Origin of the sequence: Pontibacter coccineus, assembly GCF_030546575.1 — a bacterium.
Lineage (GTDB): Bacteria > Bacteroidota > Bacteroidia > Cytophagales > Hymenobacteraceae > Pontibacter > Pontibacter coccineus.
The window spans coordinates 548,046-564,308 of record NZ_JAUOTN010000001.1; the positions used below are offsets into that span (position 1 = coordinate 548,046).

The 16,263-nt window shown below is 52.4% G+C and carries 15 protein-coding genes; 5 read left to right on the top strand and 10 right to left on the bottom strand.

Annotation, left to right across the window (positions count from 1 at the left end):
* Positions 1 to 59: 59 nt before the first annotated feature.
* A complete protein-coding gene (locus tag Q4E40_RS02375; protein ID WP_303409801.1) occupies positions 60 to 680 on the bottom strand; it encodes a TIGR04282 family arsenosugar biosynthesis glycosyltransferase in 621 nt (206 codons plus the stop codon).
* 253 nt (positions 681 to 933) lie between these two features.
* Here Q4E40_RS02375 and Q4E40_RS02380 point away from each other — a divergent pair, with 253 nt between their 5' ends.
* Positions 934 to 2,298 (top strand): NAD-dependent succinate-semialdehyde dehydrogenase, encoded by a 1,365-nt coding sequence (locus tag Q4E40_RS02380; RefSeq protein WP_303409802.1) that lies wholly within the window; start codon positions 934 to 936, stop codon positions 2,296 to 2,298.
* Positions 2,299 to 2,633: 335 nt separating this feature from the next.
* Here the strand turns inward: Q4E40_RS02380 and Q4E40_RS02385 are convergent, their stop codons facing one another.
* Both Q4E40_RS02385 and Q4E40_RS02390 read right to left on the bottom strand, forming a co-directional pair.
* Positions 2,634 to 3,398: a YdcF family protein gene (locus tag Q4E40_RS02385; RefSeq protein ID WP_303409803.1), complete on the bottom strand. Its 765-nt coding sequence runs from the start codon at positions 3,396 to 3,398 to the stop codon at positions 2,634 to 2,636.
* Positions 3,399 to 3,629: 231 nt separating this feature from the next.
* A complete protein-coding gene (locus Q4E40_RS02390; RefSeq protein WP_303409804.1) occupies positions 3,630 to 3,851 on the bottom strand; it encodes a DUF2905 domain-containing protein in 222 nt (73 codons plus the stop codon).
* Between the two features lie 112 nt (positions 3,852 to 3,963).
* Between Q4E40_RS02390 and Q4E40_RS02395 the strand changes: the two genes are divergently transcribed.
* A complete protein-coding gene (locus tag Q4E40_RS02395; RefSeq protein ID WP_303409805.1) occupies positions 3,964 to 6,426 on the top strand; it encodes a type IA DNA topoisomerase in 2,463 nt (820 codons plus the stop codon).
* A gap of 40 nt (positions 6,427 to 6,466) precedes the next feature.
* Here Q4E40_RS02395 and Q4E40_RS02400 read toward each other — a convergent pair whose 3' ends face one another.
* Entirely contained in the window at positions 6,467 to 6,868 is a 402-nt protein-coding gene (locus tag Q4E40_RS02400) for an Ig-like domain-containing protein (RefSeq protein ID WP_303409806.1), read from the bottom strand.
* A 432-nt stretch (positions 6,869 to 7,300) separates the two neighbouring features.
* Between Q4E40_RS02400 and Q4E40_RS02405 the strand changes: the two genes are divergently transcribed.
* Both Q4E40_RS02405 and Q4E40_RS02410 read left to right on the top strand, forming a co-directional pair.
* The gene (locus tag Q4E40_RS02405; RefSeq protein ID WP_303409807.1) at positions 7,301 to 8,329 is read left to right on the top strand and encodes an SWFGD domain-containing protein; all 1,029 of its coding nucleotides are present in this window, start codon (positions 7,301 to 7,303) and stop codon (positions 8,327 to 8,329) included.
* A gap of 192 nt (positions 8,330 to 8,521) precedes the next feature.
* Positions 8,522 to 9,145, top strand: coding sequence for a porin family protein (locus Q4E40_RS02410; protein WP_303409808.1), 624 nt, complete (start codon positions 8,522 to 8,524; stop codon positions 9,143 to 9,145).
* Between the two features lie 385 nt (positions 9,146 to 9,530).
* Here Q4E40_RS02410 and Q4E40_RS02415 read toward each other — a convergent pair whose 3' ends face one another.
* From Q4E40_RS02415 to Q4E40_RS02430, 4 genes are all read right to left on the bottom strand, one after another.
* Positions 9,531 to 10,172 carry a carbonic anhydrase gene (locus Q4E40_RS02415; protein ID WP_303409809.1) on the bottom strand — a complete coding sequence of 214 codons (642 nt, stop codon included), beginning with the start codon at positions 10,170 to 10,172 and terminating at the stop codon, positions 9,531 to 9,533.
* Positions 10,173 to 10,214: 42 nt separating this feature from the next.
* Positions 10,215 to 11,756: a SulP family inorganic anion transporter gene (locus Q4E40_RS02420; protein ID WP_303409810.1), complete on the bottom strand. Its 1,542-nt coding sequence runs from the start codon at positions 11,754 to 11,756 to the stop codon at positions 10,215 to 10,217.
* Positions 11,757 to 11,937: 181 nt separating this feature from the next.
* Entirely contained in the window at positions 11,938 to 13,335 is a 1,398-nt protein-coding gene (locus tag Q4E40_RS02425; RefSeq protein WP_303409811.1) for an ATP-binding protein, read from the bottom strand.
* Positions 13,332 to 14,012: a response regulator gene (locus Q4E40_RS02430; protein WP_303409812.1), complete on the bottom strand. Its 681-nt coding sequence runs from the start codon at positions 14,010 to 14,012 to the stop codon at positions 13,332 to 13,334. Before Q4E40_RS02430 ends, Q4E40_RS02425 begins: the two co-directional genes overlap by 4 nt.
* Positions 14,013 to 14,129: 117 nt before the next feature.
* On the opposite strand from Q4E40_RS02430, the gene Q4E40_RS02435 reads away from it, so the two are divergent.
* Positions 14,130 to 15,059, top strand: coding sequence for a cation diffusion facilitator family transporter (locus tag Q4E40_RS02435; protein WP_303409813.1), 930 nt, complete (start codon positions 14,130 to 14,132; stop codon positions 15,057 to 15,059).
* On the opposite strand, the gene Q4E40_RS02440 is transcribed toward Q4E40_RS02435, so the two are convergent.
* Both Q4E40_RS02440 and Q4E40_RS02445 read right to left on the bottom strand, forming a co-directional pair.
* The gene (locus Q4E40_RS02440; protein WP_303409814.1) at positions 15,046 to 15,405 is read right to left on the bottom strand and encodes a DUF1801 domain-containing protein; all 360 of its coding nucleotides are present in this window, start codon (positions 15,403 to 15,405) and stop codon (positions 15,046 to 15,048) included. The two genes, Q4E40_RS02435 and Q4E40_RS02440, sit on opposite strands and share 14 nt — an antisense overlap.
* 184 nt (positions 15,406 to 15,589) lie before the next feature.
* Positions 15,590 to 16,228, bottom strand: coding sequence for a DsbA family protein (locus Q4E40_RS02445; RefSeq protein ID WP_303409815.1), 639 nt, complete (start codon positions 16,226 to 16,228; stop codon positions 15,590 to 15,592).
* Positions 16,229 to 16,263: the final 35 nt, after the last annotated feature.

Sequence of the window (16,263 nt, forward strand, 5' to 3'; positions counted from 1 at the left end):
AGAAGTATAAAGTCTTATTTACCTATAAAGGTAACAAGAATCTAGGTACTCCTGTTTCGTCAGGTCAGAATAGCGCTGAGCTGCCTTTGCAGATGATGGTAAACGGGGAGGATGTTGAGTTGATGTGAAAGGTCGGTTCCGCTCCCTGCTTCGGTCTTTTCGTCGAGCACGGTCAGGCTGCCCATGCTGGCCTGCATGCGGTAGCCATAGAGCACCAGTTCGTTCAGCAGTTCGTCGGTTTGCCAGTTGAGCATGGCCAGCGCCTCGGGGTCGAAGCTGTCGATGTGCAGGCCCACCAGGTAAGCACCGCCTTTTGTACCCGGCCCTACGACCATACGGCCGGTGCTAAGCGCCTCCTGTGCCAGCAAAAGTTCGGTTGAGGTAAGGTCCACGCAGTCGGCGCCGATGCAGATAACACGCTGATAACCCATGGAGTACACTTCCTGAAAGGCATTGGCCAGGCGCTCTCCGAAGTTGCTGCCCTCCTGTCGCTCCGGGTAAATGACCACCAGCGGAATACCGGAGCCTTTGGCCACAAATAAGGTATGCTGCAACAGCAGGTCAGCCGCTTGCTGGTTCAGTTCGGGGCCCTGCTCCTCTGTGAACGTTTTATAGCGGACCTGTTGCTCAGGGGTTTGGGCGAACAGCAAAATAACGGTATCTAGTTGAGGCGTATCCAAGAAGGAATGATTTAAATCAGAGCGTTATCCGATCGGCGGAAAGCCTTTTTCGTTGCTCTAATGGGAGGCAATTTAGTAAGAAACCCGCTATATATAAGGGAATATCTGCGAAAGAAGTAACAATATCCGCAAAACCCCGCAAATAGAACTTTTTCAGCACTTTGTTTAACCATATTTTTATTAGATCGTGGCTTTCGTCAGCAAAAATGGCCCGGCCTCCGTATATTTACACCACATCCCAGATTTGAAAAGAATGGCCATACAGACAATAAACCCCGCAACCAACGAAGTCATCAAAACCTTTGAAGCCCACACAGCTGAGCAGGTGGAGCAGAAACTGAAAGCGGCCGATAAGGCTTTCCAGCAATGGAAGAACACCAGCTTCGAGGAAAGAGCACGCCTGATGAACCGCTGCGCTGAGATTTTGGAGCAGGATGCTGAAAAGTACGGGCGGACCATCACCCTGGAGATGGGCAAGCCCGTCAAAGACTCTATTGCCGAAGTGCAGAAATGCGCTAAAGTGTGTCGATACTATGCCGAGAACGCCGCTGATTTCCTCAAAGATGAAGAGGTGGAGTCCGGAGCAAGCCGCAGCCTGATTGCCTACGAACCGCTGGGCGTGGTGCTGGCCGTGATGCCTTGGAACTTCCCGTTCTGGCAGGTTTTCCGTTTTCTGGCCCCTGCCCTGATGGCCGGCAATGTAGGCGTACTCAAGCATGCCTCCAACGTGCCGCAGTGTGCGCTGGCGATCGAGGAGATCATCCACAAAGCGGGCTTCCCAAAAGAAGTCTTCCATACCTTGTTGGTTGAATCCAAAGCAGTGGATGCGATCATCGAAAACCCGGTTGTGAAGGCCGTTACGTTGACCGGCAGCGAAGGAGCCGGCTCCAAAGTAGCTGAAAAAGCAGGCAGTGAGATCAAAAAGACGGTGCTCGAGCTAGGTGGCAGCGATCCCTTTATTATTCTCGATGACGCGGACCTGGACGAGGCTTCTTCTGTTGCCGTAAAATCCCGCATGGTGAACACCGGCCAGAGTTGCATTGCCGCCAAACGCTTTATTGTGCTCGAAGGTATAGCCGACGCCTTTCTGGAAAAAATGAAGGAGAAGATGCAGGCCCTGCGCACTGGCAACCCGCTCACCGATGAATGCGACTACGGTCCGCTGGCCCGCAAAGATCTGGCTGAGGAATTGGAGGTACAGGTGCAGGAATCAGTCAAAAAAGGAGCTAAAGTAGTGCTGGAAGGCGGCCGCGAAGACAAAGACTCTGCTTATTTTAAACCGATGATCATCCGCGATCCCAAACCCGGCTCGCCCGCCTACGAAGACGAACTGTTTGGCCCGGTGGCGATCGTGTTTGTGGTGAAAGACGAAGCGGAAGCCATCCGGATAGCCAACGACCACAAGTATGGCCTGGCCGGCACCGTCTTCACCGGCGACAAAGAGCGCGGTCTGCGCATCGCCCGGCAGGTCGAGACCGGCGCCATGTTCGTCAACGCCATGGTCGCTTCCTCTCCCGAAATGCCATTCGGTGGCATCAAAAAGTCAGGCTACGGCCGTGAGCTCTCCTACATCGGCATCCGCGAATTCACCAACCAGAAGAGTATTTGGGTAGGTTAGTGATGGAGTGATTTGGTGAGTTAATAAATGGGTGAGTGATTTCTATTGGTATGATCGGGTGGTGTGATCGGGTAGTTTGTTAATCAACCTATGAGTATAGGTTGCGACTCTAGTCCGCTAGCTATAATCTTTTCCTGTCATTTCGACTTCAGGGAGAAATCTGAAATAGTGCTTGGGTTCTCTAATAATCCAGATCTCTCTTATCGTCGAGATGACAGTTTAGAGCCATTGCTACTTAATTTAAAAACCTTAGATTGAAACTGCCCACTCGTGCACCCAACAATTCAACAATTTAACAATCCACCAACTCGCTCCATCACTAAATCACTCAATCCTCAAGCATACCCCACCACCTTGTAAATCACATATCCGGTTACCTCGTGAATCAGGCGATGCCAGAGCCGGAAGGCATCCGGGTTAGGTATAAGCAGCTCGTCGGGGGTGTAACGGAGCTCAGAGGTATAGAAATCAGTCGGGAAAACGTCGGTGGCTATACCTGCTTTGTCGAAGCAGGCCTTGGCGCGGCGCATGTGGAAGGCGGATGTTACGAGCAGACGGCGCTCCAACTCGGGGTGCTTCTGCAGTACATCACCTGTGAAGATGGCATTCTGGTAGGTGTTGTCGCTACGGGTCTCGATGATGATGTCCTCCTGCGGCACGCCTGCCAGCAACAGAATTTCCTGCAGCATTTCGGCTTCGGGTCGGCGGTCCAGGGCGACAGTGCCTATGCCTCCCGTGATCAGGAATTTGTCCACCTTGCCCATGCGATACAGCTTGAGCGGGTGCAGGAAGCGGTCTGCCCCCTTGTTGGTATGCACCCGGTCTTCGGCAAAGCCAATGGCTTGGGTCACACCGGTCAGGATGATGGCAACATCATAATTTTCCACCTGCTCCAGCGGCACGGCTTCCAGCTCCCAGGCCCGCATGGTCACATTCGCCAGAAAAGGGTTCGAAAAAACCAGCAACAGCACCGTGGCCGAAACCAGCGTGATGCGCCGCCATTTCTGTGATCGCAGGAAAATAGCCAGCAGCAGCAATATAGCGATCCAGATGATGGGCATCAGGAAGTACTGCAGCAGCTTGGAAAGAAGGAAGAACATTTCGATTTACAGGTATACCAGAAGCCGCAAAGGTATAAAAGATGGGCTATGCTTGCTTTCTAAATTTTGGCAAAAGTTTTCCCTGACAGCGGCTAGAAGAAAAAGGACTTTTGAGCTGAACATGATAAAGCGGCAAATGCTTGTAGGGTCACATCAGGTATAGCAAGACAAAGTGCAGCTGTAATTTTCTTGTCTGAGAAGTCTTTCGGCAAAAAGCAACTTTCTCTTTCATTAAAAGAACCGGCGGAACACCCAGAGCAGTAGCGAGAGCAGGATGCTCACCAGGATCATGCTCGTGATCGGCATGTAGAACTTGAAATTTTCGCGCTCCACCCGGATGTCACCGGGCAGATGACCGAACCAGCCCAGCTTGTCGCCTGCCAACCAAACAATCACGCCAATGGCGACAACGACTATTCCGATGATCACGATGTATTTCCCGATTGGCTGCATGGTTTCGAAATTTAGAGGACAATGGTAGTATTTACGGCAAAGCAAGTGTAGGGATTTATACCTTAAAAGCGTAAATTTGAATGTTAGAGTCACCCTAAAATTACCCTATACTTTGAAAGTTTGCATTGCTGAGAAACCGAGTGTCGCGCGTGAGATTGCCAACGTGATTGGTGCCAAAACCAGGAAGGACGGCTATTACGAGGGCAACGGCTACCAGGTCACCTGGACTTTCGGGCACTTTTGCACGTTGCGCGAACCCGACGACTACCGTCCCGAGTGGAAGCGTTGGAGCCTCTACGACCTGCCCATGCTCCCGGAAAGGTATGGCATCAAACTGATGCAGGACAAGGGCGTGGTACAGCAGTTCAACATCATCAAAAAGCTCCTCGACAATGCCGAAGAGGTGATCAACTGCGGTGACGCCGGACAGGAGGGGGAAGTGATTCAGCGCTGGGTGCTCACCGAGGCCAACTACCGCAAACCCTTCAAGCGCCTCTGGATCTCCTCCCTCACCGAAGACGCCATCCGCCAGGGATTTGCCCGATTGCGCGAAGGCTCCGAGTTCGATTCGCTCTATCAGGCCGGTAAAAGCCGCGCTATCGGCGACTGGCTCCTGGGCCTCAATGCCACGCGGCTTTTCACGCTCAAATATGCGCAGGGCCGCCAGACGCTTTCCATTGGTCGGGTGCAGACCCCTACCCTGGCCATGATTGTGAACCGCCACCACGAGATCGCCAACTTTGTACCGCAGGCTTACTGGGAACTTAAGACTGTATACCGCGACACGACTTTTTCGAGCACCAACGGCCGTTTTCACAATGAGGAAGAAGGCCAGCAGATACTGGAGGCCATCCAGCAGGATGAACTCACCATCACCGACATCGAGACCAAGAAAGGTACCGAGAGTCCGCCCAAGTTGTTTGACCTGACCTCGCTGCAGATCGAGTGCAACAACAAGCTGAGCATGTCGGCAGACGAAACGCTCAAAACCATCCAGAGCCTCTACGAGAAAAAGGTAGTATCCTACCCGCGTGTGGATACCGTGTTTCTACCCGACGACATCTATCCGAAAATACCGGGCATCCTGCAGGGACTCACCAATTATCAAAGTGAAGTGGCCCCTTTGCTGCAGAGCAAGATTAGGAAGAGCAAAAAGGTCTTTAACAACAACAAAGTAACAGATCACCACGCCATCATACCGACCGGCGCGCAGGCCAGCCTGTACGGCCGCGAGGCGGACGTTTACGACATCATCACGCGACGCTTCCTAGCCGCTTTCTATCCGGATTGTATCGTGAGCAATACCACTGTGCTAGCGGAGTCGGCGGGCTATACCTTCCGGGTGCGCGGCAAGCAGATTCTGGAGCCGGGCTGGCGTGTGCTTTATGGCGCCGAAGATGTGAAAACGGACAACAATACTGGCAAGGATGGAAATAAAGAAGAGGAAGAAACAGCCGGCATTCTGCCCAACTTTGAAAAAGGCGAGCACGGTCCGCATGCGCCCTTGCTTGATAAGAAATGGACCAATCCGCCGAAAGAATACACCGAAGCAACCCTGCTGCGTGCCATGGAAACAGCTGGCCGTCAGATAGACGATGAGGAACTAAAAGAGGCGCTGAAAGAGAACGGCATCGGCCGCCCTTCCACCCGGGCCGCCATCATCGAGACGCTGTTCAAGCGCCAGTACATCCGCAAAGACAAAAAGAAGATCATCCCCACCCAGATGGGCATCGACCTGATCGGGGTTATCCGCAACCAGACCCTGAAATCGGCGGAGATGACCGGGCAGTGGGAGCGCAAGTTGCGCCAGATCGAGGGTGGTTCTTTTAAGGCAGAGGCTTTTCTGCAGGAACTGCAGGAGTTTGTGGTGAGTTTGGTGCAGGAGGTGAAGTACGACAAAGCCACTGTGACCATGGAGGCCCAGCCGGAGCCTACGCCTGCCAAAGGCGGCGGATCTGACAAAGGTGGAAAAGAGAAGGCTGCGGCTAAAAAACCAAAGGCTCCTGCAGAGGCTATACCTGGCAAGGGCCTGGGCGCCTGCCCTGCCTGCGGCGAAGGCCACATCCTGAAAGGCTCCAAAGCCTTCGGCTGCATCCGCTTTAAAGAAGGCTGCCGCTTTTTGATCCCGATTGAGCAGCAGGGCAAAACCATCACCGACAAACAAATCATGGCCTTGCTCAGCAAAGGCAAGACGCCCGTTATCAAAGGTTTTAAAGACGAGCAGGGCAATAGCTTTGACGCCAGCCTGAAACTGGACGGCAACAAACAGGTGGTGCTGGAGAAAGCGGAAAAAGCCCCGGAGGTGGACCCCTTTGCTACCTGCCCACGATGCCAGCAAGGCAGCATGCTCAAAGGCAAGACCGCCTACGGCTGCAGTCGTTTCCGGGAAGGCTGCCAGTTTGTGGTACCTTTCGAGATGGGCGGCAAGCAGCTCAGCGAAAAGCAGATCGGCACTTTGCTCACCAAAGGCAAGACCGGCAAGATCAAAGGCTTTACCTCGGCCAAGACCGGCAACAGTTTTGATGCGGCCCTGGCCATAAATGACAACTGGCAAGTCGTATACCTGCTGAGCTAACCGGCAAAGCGGCCATAGGTATAGCCGACAGGTATAGACCTTACTTTACTGAGAAGAGCACTTCGGCAGACGAAACATTCGTACGGAAGTCTGTGGCGTTGATCGACAAAGTATAGTCACCCTTTGGAAGTTCGGTTGCGTTGAGCAACGTATCGAATTCGAGAATCTTGGTATCAGGCAAGGTAGTGAAGTTGAAGTAATCCGCATCGCCGTTAACAGACCGCACACGCACCTGCAACTCCTTCACTTTATCTTTGTCTGAAGCTGTCAACTTTACACGAAGTCCGGACGACTTGGTAAGCACTTGGTTCTTCGTTGGGTTTCGGATCGTCAGAGCGGGCTTTGAACCATCAGGCTGCAGGCTCCCATCCTCAAACACATCTTCGCAGGCTGCCAAAGAGACAACCATCACCGCTGAGGCCAGCAATTTTGTAAATTTCATAAGATAATTACCAGGGGAAAAAACTAAAGGTCTGCAATTTACCAAATCAATGTAATTTACAAAAATAAAAAAGTGTAAAATATGCAATCCCCTAAATTAGGCGCGCCGATACCAAGGGAGCTCAAACAAGCTTAAGTGTATAGATTTCAATAATCTACAATACACCATCCCATCTCCTCTAAATTCAGTCACCCGAAATAATTCAATTCCAAATATATACGCAATCTATTTTTATTGATATTTATATACAATTTATAATTGTGCCTGTTTTGCTCATCTCCTGTGTTATACCTGTTGGGCTTTGGAGCACCTGTTCCTAACAGCCTCTTAAATAACTTATAAGCATGACAACCGTAGAAAATACCGGCGCGCCTTTTTTGGGAGTGCCTCAAATTTGTTCTTTTTTTCAAACCTAAAAATTTAACTAAAGCTATGAGAAGCTATGAAAATTCGGGTTCAAACCCATTCAATGACAACTTCAGGACCGAGAGCAGAGGCTCAGGCAGAAATTATTATTCAGGAGAGTACGACCCAACCAGCCGTTTAAGAGGTTCTTATGGCAGTGGGTCCTCAGGTTCTTCCCGCTCCGGCGATTTCGGAAGCGGCCGCGACGCCTACTCCTCTTCCGGCTATGGCGGCACCTCTACTTATGGCCGCTCAACTGGTTCCAACTATGGTTCGGGATCATCCTCCGGCTCCGGTTCATCTAACTATGGATCAGGTTACGGATCCGGCTCATCCAATTACGGATCAGGCTCTGGCCGCCGCTACGGTAGCAGCGACTGGGATTCATCTAACCGCTACGGCGATCGCGATGCCTGGGATCGTGGCTCCGACGAGGTAAAATCATGGTTCGGCGACGATGACGCCGACCGCAGAAGAAGAATGGACGACATGCGTGACCGTGGTAGTGACAGCTATCGCTCAAACCGTGGCTACAGCGGTTCTTCTAACTACGGCGGCTCAAACTACGGATCGGGATCGTCTAACTATGGCGCTGGCTATGGCTCATCCGGTAACTACGGATCAGGAACGTCTGGTTACGGTTCTTCTTCCAACTACGGTACTGGATCGGGCAGCTATGGTTCTGGCTCCTCTAACTACGGCTCCGGTTCGTCTAACTATGGTTCCGGCTCATCGAGCTATGGCTCGGGTTATGGCAGCGGAAGCAGCTATGGTTCATCTAACTATGGAAGCAGCCGAAGCTCCAGCGACTGGGATCGCGATAGAGATAGAGACAGAGACAACGACAGAGGTTTCTTTGACCGTGCCGGTGACGAGGTAAGATCGTGGTTCGGTGACGAAGAGGCAGAGCGCAGAAGAAGAATGGACGAGATGCGCGACAGAGAGCATGACAGCGACTACAGCAGCCGCTCCAGAACGCATACCAGCTACGGCAACACCTATAGTGGACCTCCGTACTCATATGGCTCCTCTTCCCGCAGAGACTACGAATGGTAAAAAGCAGGCTGACGGCTTATCAGTCGATCACCTGAATTAGACCTTTTGAGGATAAGAAAAGCCCGGCCAGAATTGGCCGGGCTTTTTGCATGAGAAAAATAGCACAATTTATATATTTCCTCCATTGACCTGTTCTCTCCTTCTCAGTAATTTCACCCCGATTAAACCAACCCCTAAAAACAGGTATTCCCTATGAAAAGACTCTTACTGGTTCTGTGCTGCGTGGCGCTTCTGTCAGGCACCGGCTTTGCCCAACAAATGGGCTTTAAAGGCGGCGCTACCTATACAACGTTTAACGGCGCTGACACCGACGGTTACAAGTACCGGGTGGGGTATACCGGCGGTATATTCCTGCAAAAGCACATTAACAACATGATGGGCCTGCAACTGGAAGCCCTCTATACCTCCAAAGGCGCCCGACGCGAAATCTACTCCGGCAGCAATCTGCAGACAGCCGAAGTGTTCAAGCTCAACTACATCGACATTCCGGTGCTGTTCCATGTATCGGCCAGCGGCATGTTCTTCGATCTGGGGCCGCAGGTGTCCTTCATCTACAGTGCCAGCCACATACACGAGGCGCACTCCAGCAATGGCGACAAGATCGTGACCACCAAACACAACATTTCAGATAACCCCTATACCATCGACTTTGCCTATGTAGGCTCCGTGGGCTACCGTGCCACCAATGGCCTGGGCCTTGAAGTGCGCTATACCGGCGGCCTGAAAAAGATAGATGACGAAGGAGCATTCGTTAACCACGAGCGACGCAACTCCGGCTTCAGCCTGATGCTAAGCTACCTGCTCGGCGGACGCTAACTTTCCTATACCTTATAGCCTAAAGCCCTCCCTTGCGGAGGGCTTTTTGTTTTGGTAAAGAACCAAGCTTTTGAGGGCAGCATCTTTTCATTCTATTAATTTTGTTATCCTGAAAGGATCTTGAAAGCACCTGACATTGGTCCTACCTTCTGCCAGGTTTCTTTACAATTCCCAAGTGTATCGGCAACAGCTTATAAACAGAGCCAGACATCCCTACTCCATTGAGGCTTTCTTATTGATTCAAACACTTGCTAAGGTATAGCAGGAACCGGCTATACCTGCACGATACCTTCTCACCCAACCCTATAATACAAAACCCTCACAAATGCGAGGGTTTTGTCCGACCCAGATGAACCGGGAAGGGATAGGTAGTAGTAGTCAGCATTTAGTTCGTTTCGTCCTGCTCCAGGTTGTAGATGTGCTCATAACGCTTCATACAATCTTTCTGCTCCATCACGTTCAGGTCTCTCAGAAGGCCCTCCTTCAGGTCGTATACCAGACCGTACAGCCTAGGCGGATTGTCGGTCTGCATGGCATTCTGAATAATGGATGTCTTGGACAGGTTAAGCACCTGCTCTATAATGTTCAGCTCCACCAGGCGACGCTGGCGCTGTTCCTCATCCTTGATGCTCAGCAGCTCCTGCTCGTGCAGGCGTATCACATCCTTAATGTTGCGCAGCCAGTTATCCATCAGGCCAAACTGTTTGTTGCTGGCCGCCGCCGCCACACCACCGCAGCCATAGTGACCGCATACGATGATGTCTTTTACTTTAAGCACCTCCACGGCATATTGCAGTACCGAAAGCAGGTTCATATCGGTATGCACCACCATGTTGGCAATGTTACGGTGCACGAAGATCTCGCCCGGGCCTGTCCCGGTTACTTCATTTATTGGAATGCGACTGTCTGAACAGCCTATGTACAGGTAACGCGGCTTCTGACCCATGGCCAGCTTGTTGAAGTAGTCTTTGTCTTCGCTAAGCTTGCGCTCTACCCACTTTTTATTATTCTCGAATATTTTCTCCATTCTATCGGGATTTCGATTGTTCTACTAGGTTATAATTTATTTCTAGTGCATATCCAGCACCTGTACTTCTTCTATATTTAAAACTTCTACAAATATACCGCGCTCGTGGGCTGTTTTTTTAAATTCCTGTATGGCTTCCAGCACATCGTAATCTATATACTCCGAGTTAGCTCCGTCAATAATCACATGGCTGTCGTTCGGCAGTTTCTCGAGTGTCAGCACAATGCTGGCTTTGTTCAGGAAGGACACGTGCTCGCTCAGCTTGATGCGGATCGTTTCTTTATCGCGGTGCTCCTCTTTGTGGAAGAAGTAAGGCGATTTGTAGTTCGCTTTCAGGATGAAGAATATGCCAACCGCCAGACCGATCAGGATACCCACCAGCAGGTCGGTGAACAGGATGGCCACAATCGTCACTACAAACGGAATAAACTGCTCATGCCCCAGTTTTAGCTGCCCTTTGAAAAGGGTTGGCTTCGTCAGTTTATAACCCACCATTAGGAGTACGGCAGCCAGCGCAGAAAGCGGCACCTGGTTCAGGAATCCAGCCAGGAAAAGCACCGCCAGCAACAGGAACACCCCATGGATAAAGGCAGACATTTTCGTTTTGCCCCCGGCCGCAATATTGGCGGAGCTCCGCACGATCACGGCCGTCATCGGGATACCGCCCAGCATACCTGCAATGATGTTACCTACACCCTGGGCCTTCAGTTCGCGGTTGTTTGGCGTGCGGCGCTTGTGCGGGTCTAGCTTGTCCACGGCCTCTACGCTCAGCAAGGACTCCAGACTGGCAATGATAGCAATGGTGAAGGCCACCACATAGAGCGACGGGTTGGTCAGTTGCTCAAAGGCCGGGAAGCGGAGTTCATTCTGAAGCGCCCCCACACTCGATATCTCCGGCAGGTTCACCAGGTGCGTGCCCGCTATGGCCAGCTCAGGAAAGTAATTGATGAACAGGTAGTTTATACCTACAGAACCGACTACCACAATCAGTGCGCCAGGCACCAATTTGAACAGTTTGATGCGTTTCATAAACGGCTGCTCCCACAAGATCAGCACGGCCATAGAGAGGATACCGATCAGTAGTGCGCCCAGCTGTATGGCACTGAAGGCATGGAATATACCAGAAAAAGTATTGCGGCCATCCGCCTGCAGGAAATTCATTTCGCCAAAGAAATCATCGTCCGCCCCCATAAAGTGCGGAATCTGCTTCAAAATCAGGATCAGACCGATGGCGGCCAACATGCCTTTAATAACCGAGGAGGGGAAGTATAGACCAATGACACCGGCCTTCAGAAAACCCAGTGCCACTTGTAGTATACCTGCCAGCACAACCGCCAGCAAAAAGGCTTCATACGACTGCAGGGTTTCAATGCCATTGAGCACGATCACGGTCAGGCCGGCGGCAGGGCCACTTACGCTCAGGTGCGAGCCACTCAGCCAGGACACAACCAAACCGCCTACCACACCCGTAACAATACCGGCAAAAAGGGGGGCGCCTGAAGCAAGTGATATACCTAAGCAGAGGGGCAGAGCAACTAAGAAAACAACGAGACCAGCCGGAATATCCTTTCCGAGGCTAGCCATGTAGTTTGGCTTTAATGAGGTTTCTTTCATATAGTAAATGTTGTAAGCGAAGGGTTCCCAACTCACATCCCTGCGCCGGCCAAATGCCCGGCAGCAGGAACATAAGTCAGAATACTCACCTTATGCTCACAAATGTACGGGGGAGGCATTAAGGGGAAATTAAAGTCAGATTAAAAACGAATTAAAATGTGTTTTTTGCTGAAATTAATCCGACAGCCTGGGGTAAACGCAAGGTCACCACCGTGCCTTCGTCCACCCGTGAATCAATGGAAATTGAGCCTTTATGCAGTTTTATGATGCTCTCCGTCAAAGGCAAGCCGATGCCATGGCCGTTGATGTTGCGCACGTTATTCGCTCTGAAAAAAGGCACAAACACATGCCTTAGGTCATGCGGTGCAATGCCCACGCCCTTGTCCGTTACCTGCAGCACCACCTCCCGCCGGTCCGCCGAAAGCCGCACAGTACTATACTCCCCCTTAGGCGAGAACTTGGCCGCATTCTCCAGTACATTCACAATCGCGATCAGCAGCAGGGCGTCGTTCCCTTTCACGATCAGGCGGTCTTCGTCATCGGGCAGGTTGTCGAAATCGATGTCAAACAGCGCACCCGGGTGCCGTTTCAGCGCCTGCTCATGCGCCATCCACAGCAATTCATCAAAGCGCAGATGTGCGAGTTTTATTTTAGAAGTGTCCACACTGGCCTGGGCGATCTGCAGCAGACCGTTTGAAAGCTCGGCCAGAAGACGGGCGTCTTCGAGGGTAGACGCCAGCACCCGCTGGTACTCTTCTTTCTCGCGGGGCTTCATCAGGGCTACCTCCAGTTCGCCGATCATAGCCGTGAGTGGGGTGCGCAGTTCGTGGGAGGCATTTGACACAAAGGTACTCTGCATCTCAAACGCCATCTCCAGGCGGTCCAGCATTTTATTGAAGGTCTGGGCCAGGTGCGACAGTTCATCTTTGCCGTCCGCATTGCTCAGACGCAGGTGCAGGTCCGAGGCGCTGATCTTCTCCACCTCCCCCACCACTTTGGTGATGGGCCGCAACGCTTCGCGCGAAAACACCCAGCCAGCCGCCACCACAACCACCATGGAGCCCAGAAAACCGACGATCAGGATGATCTTGAGATGCTGGAGCTTACGCAGACTGTAAGCATCCACCGAAGAGGAAAAAACGATAAAATCGCCTTCATTGTCTTCGTAAAGCAAACCGACCACCTGACGCTCATCCTGCTCATATTGCACCACCCCTTCCTGCTTCACGCGATCCAGCATGCCGGGCGCCACAGTCAACTGCCCGTCGCCGTCTGAGAAATACAGGCTGCCATCCTGCCGGTAAATGCTCACCTTTTCAAATGGAAGCACCTGGTAGTAGCGGATCTGGTTGCTGCGCCGGGCTCTTTCGCCCACCTCGTCTGCCTCCAGCACATGGGCGGCCGTGTCGTAGGCGCGCCCCTCAATGCGCTTGAAAAAATCGTCCTGCCGGTAGATTGAAGTGAAGTAGTAGATCACCAGGGAAAACAGGATCAGGATGAGGGCGAATATACCTGCAAACTGCAGGGTCAGTTTATTGCGGATGGTCATGCGTCGTCCTCTTTGAGCACATAGCCCATACCTACCAGGGTATGGATCAGTTTACCGGGAAAGCCTTTGTCTATCTTTTTGCGCAGGAAATTGATGTACACATCGATCACATTGCTGCCTGTGTCAAAAGAGGTCTCCCAGACACTTTCCGTAATATCGACGCGCGAAACCACACGCCCCTTGTTGCGCAGCAGGTAATGCAGCAGCGTGAACTCCCTTGCCGTGAGGTTGATGGGTTTGCCTCCACGAGTCACTGTCTTGCTGCCCAAGTCCATTTCGAGGTCCGCGATGGCGAGTTTTTCCCCTCCCCCGTTGTCGCCCGACCGGCGGGCGAGGGCGCGTAGGCGGGCCAGCAGCTCCTTGAACTCGAAGGGTTTCGTGAGGTAGTCGTCGGCCCCGGCGTCCAGTCCGGTGATCTTGTCGTCGGTGGAGCCGAGGGCGGTCAGCATCAGGATGGGAAGCTGTGTTTTCTTCTTCCGGATGGCCTGGCATACTTCCAGGCCATTCAGGTGCGGCAGTATGATGTCCAGTATGATCAGGTCGTACTCGTTTTGCAGGGCCATCTTCAGGCCAAAGTTGCCGTCATAGGCCTGGTCCACTTCATACGACTGTTCTTCCAACCCCTTCTTGATAAAGGAAGCTACTTTGGGTTCGTCTTCTACCAGCAGTATTCTCATAATCCTGTCACTATTTACGTTTTTGCCGGCACAAGATACGATTTCTGCAGAACTGAGCTGTCCGGTAGTTTGCAGTTGCGTTAATATCTGTCTATTTTAGATGAAGAAAAGCAGTTTATGGCACACGATCATCACCACCAAGGGGGCCACGGCCATCACCATCACCACGGAGGTGATAACCTCAAGGTGGCTTTTTTCCTGAACCTGGGCTTCACCGTGATCGAAGTATTTGGCGGACTCTGGATCAACAGCATGGCCATCCTCTCGGATGCCCTCCATGACTTCGGCGACTCCCTTTCACTGGGTCTGGCCTGGTACTTTGCCCACCTCTCCAGCAAGGGCAGCGATCAGTATTTCTCTTATGGGTACAAGCGTTTTTCGCTGCTCGGCGCGGTCATCAACTCGGTGGTGCTGTTGATTGGCTCCGGTATCGTGCTGTGGGTGTCGGTTCCGCGTCTTCTCAATCCGGAGCCCGTGCATGCTCCCGGCATGATCGGCTTCGCCATACTGGGTGTGCTGGTAAATGGATTTGCGGCCCTGCGCCTAAACAAGGGTGATTCGCTGAACGAACGGGTGGCGATGCTGCACCTGATGGAGGACGTGTTGGGTTGGGCTGCTGTGCTGGTGGGGGGTATTCTGCTCTATTTCTTCGATTGGCCCATCATCGATCCCCTGCTTTCGGTGCTCATTACGGGCTTTATTCTCTATAACGTGGTGCGCAACCTCCGGCAGGGCCTCCAGATTCTGTTGCAGGGCACGCCCGCCAATATTAGTCTGCAGGAAGTGCGCCGCCGGCTGGAGTTACTTCCCGAGGTACGCTCTGTTCACGACCTGCACCTGTGGACGCTGGACGGCATCAGCCATGTACTGACCATGCACGCTGTTGTGGAAGGTAACCTGGATCTGGAAGAGGCGCATGAAGTGAAACAGCGCATACGCGACACCATGCAGGACGCGCAGATAGACCACGTAACGGTAGAGTTGGAAATGCCGGGACAGGAATGCAGCCAGGAGCACTGCACACCCGATCTGTCTAATTCTGGTTAAGGTGCACCGCCTGGCGCACCAGGTCGCTGAAATATTCTTCGTCTATATCGTCGAGTGTGCGCAGTTTGATGTGTGGGAGCTGGCCATTGCGGCTCACCAGGCGCCTGTGTGGGTCCGAAAGCTCTTTTCCGCGGAAGAAACCAAAGTGCAGTCCGCTGCGGGAAGAGGCGAAGTAGCATACAGGTCCGTAAAAGAAATAGCAGGGATTTTCCCAGCGCACACACTCCTCCAGATGCGCAGCCGTGTGACTGATGATCTGGCGTACTGCCTGCGCTAACAGCTGTTTCTCAGGTGATAATTTGTCGATATACTCATCGACCTGGTTGGTAGATATCTTGCTTCTCATACAGGGTATGTATTGGCCTTAGCGGCCAGAGCCGTTAATTTACAGCTAAATATACATATCTTTTAATATTGAAGCAAAAAATATGCTTTTGCAGTTTGTGGGTCGCCGGATACCTAAACCCCTTTCCAGCCACTGGCAGACGCTTAAGCTCATCGTTTACAAACACTTATACCCTGGGTGAGGTTTAGACCATTTCGAGGTGCTGCAGCAGCCTTCCCTCAAGTTCGTCGAGCTGGCAGAAGCCGCTGACAAGCAGTTCGGGGCCCATGCCGCCTTCCATGTACACGCTCGGCAGATTCTTCACACCCAGCATCTCCACGAATTCAAACTCCTTTTCGGTGGCGTCGATGATCTCTTCAGCCTCAAACAAGGTATAGAACAGGTTTTCCTGGATGCCAAAAGGGCGCACCACGTGGGCCAGCACCTGCGGGTCTGCCAGGTTAAGGCCGTCGGCATAGAAGGCGGAGTGTAGCGCCCGGAGTATTTCAAGCGTGAGGGCTGGCCTTAGTCTTCGCACCACATGCAGGGCGCGGCAGGCAGGCTCGGTATCGTACACAAAATCCTCCTGCAAGAAAAGGCTATAGTTAAAGGGCAGACTGGTGCGCTCCTGTACCCGGTGCCAACTCACAGCCAGTCGCTCCTTTTGCTCCCGCGAGATAGGCTCCCGGGCATAAGGGTTCAGCCCACCGGCAATGACCTCAACCGTCAGCCGCCCGTGCCAGAGGGCGCGCAAACGGCGAATGACATGCGTGAAGCCGTAGCACCAGGCACACATCGGGTCGGTGACGTACAGCAATACCGGGTTATAAGGACTGTTGACCATAGGCATATTTTACATTTCCTTAAAGGTTGTACCCC

What these genes read in the sequence shown, in the direction of transcription:
- Q4E40_RS02430 (WP_303409812.1), bottom strand. Translation starts at nt 14,012, where the DNA reads ATGAGAATACTGCTGGTAGAAGACGAACCCAAAGTAGCTTCCTTTATC.
- Q4E40_RS02385 (WP_303409803.1), bottom strand. Translation starts at nt 3,398, where the DNA reads ATGTTCTTCCTTCTTTCCAAGCTGCTGCAGTACTTCCTGATGCCCATC.
- Q4E40_RS02440 (WP_303409814.1), bottom strand. Translation starts at nt 15,405, where the DNA reads ATGAGAAGCAAGATATCTACCAACCAGGTCGATGAGTATATCGACAAA.
- Q4E40_RS02405 (WP_303409807.1), top strand. Translation starts at nt 7,301, where the DNA reads ATGAGAAGCTATGAAAATTCGGGTTCAAACCCATTCAATGACAACTTC.
- Q4E40_RS02420 (WP_303409810.1), bottom strand. Translation starts at nt 11,756, where the DNA reads ATGGCTAGCCTCGGAAAGGATATTCCGGCTGGTCTCGTTGTTTTCTTA.
- Q4E40_RS02445 (WP_303409815.1), bottom strand. Translation starts at nt 16,228, where the DNA reads ATGGTCAACAGTCCTTATAACCCGGTATTGCTGTACGTCACCGACCCG.
- Q4E40_RS02400 (WP_303409806.1), bottom strand. Translation starts at nt 6,868, where the DNA reads ATGAAATTTACAAAATTGCTGGCCTCAGCGGTGATGGTTGTCTCTTTG.
- Q4E40_RS02380 (WP_303409802.1), top strand. Translation starts at nt 934, where the DNA reads ATGGCCATACAGACAATAAACCCCGCAACCAACGAAGTCATCAAAACC.
- Q4E40_RS02435 (WP_303409813.1), top strand. Translation starts at nt 14,130, where the DNA reads ATGGCACACGATCATCACCACCAAGGGGGCCACGGCCATCACCATCAC.
- Q4E40_RS02410 (WP_303409808.1), top strand. Translation starts at nt 8,522, where the DNA reads ATGAAAAGACTCTTACTGGTTCTGTGCTGCGTGGCGCTTCTGTCAGGC.
- Q4E40_RS02390 (WP_303409804.1), bottom strand. Translation starts at nt 3,851, where the DNA reads ATGCAGCCAATCGGGAAATACATCGTGATCATCGGAATAGTCGTTGTC.
- Q4E40_RS02425 (WP_303409811.1), bottom strand. Translation starts at nt 13,335, where the DNA reads ATGACCATCCGCAATAAACTGACCCTGCAGTTTGCAGGTATATTCGCC.
- Q4E40_RS02415 (WP_303409809.1), bottom strand. Translation starts at nt 10,172, where the DNA reads ATGGAGAAAATATTCGAGAATAATAAAAAGTGGGTAGAGCGCAAGCTT.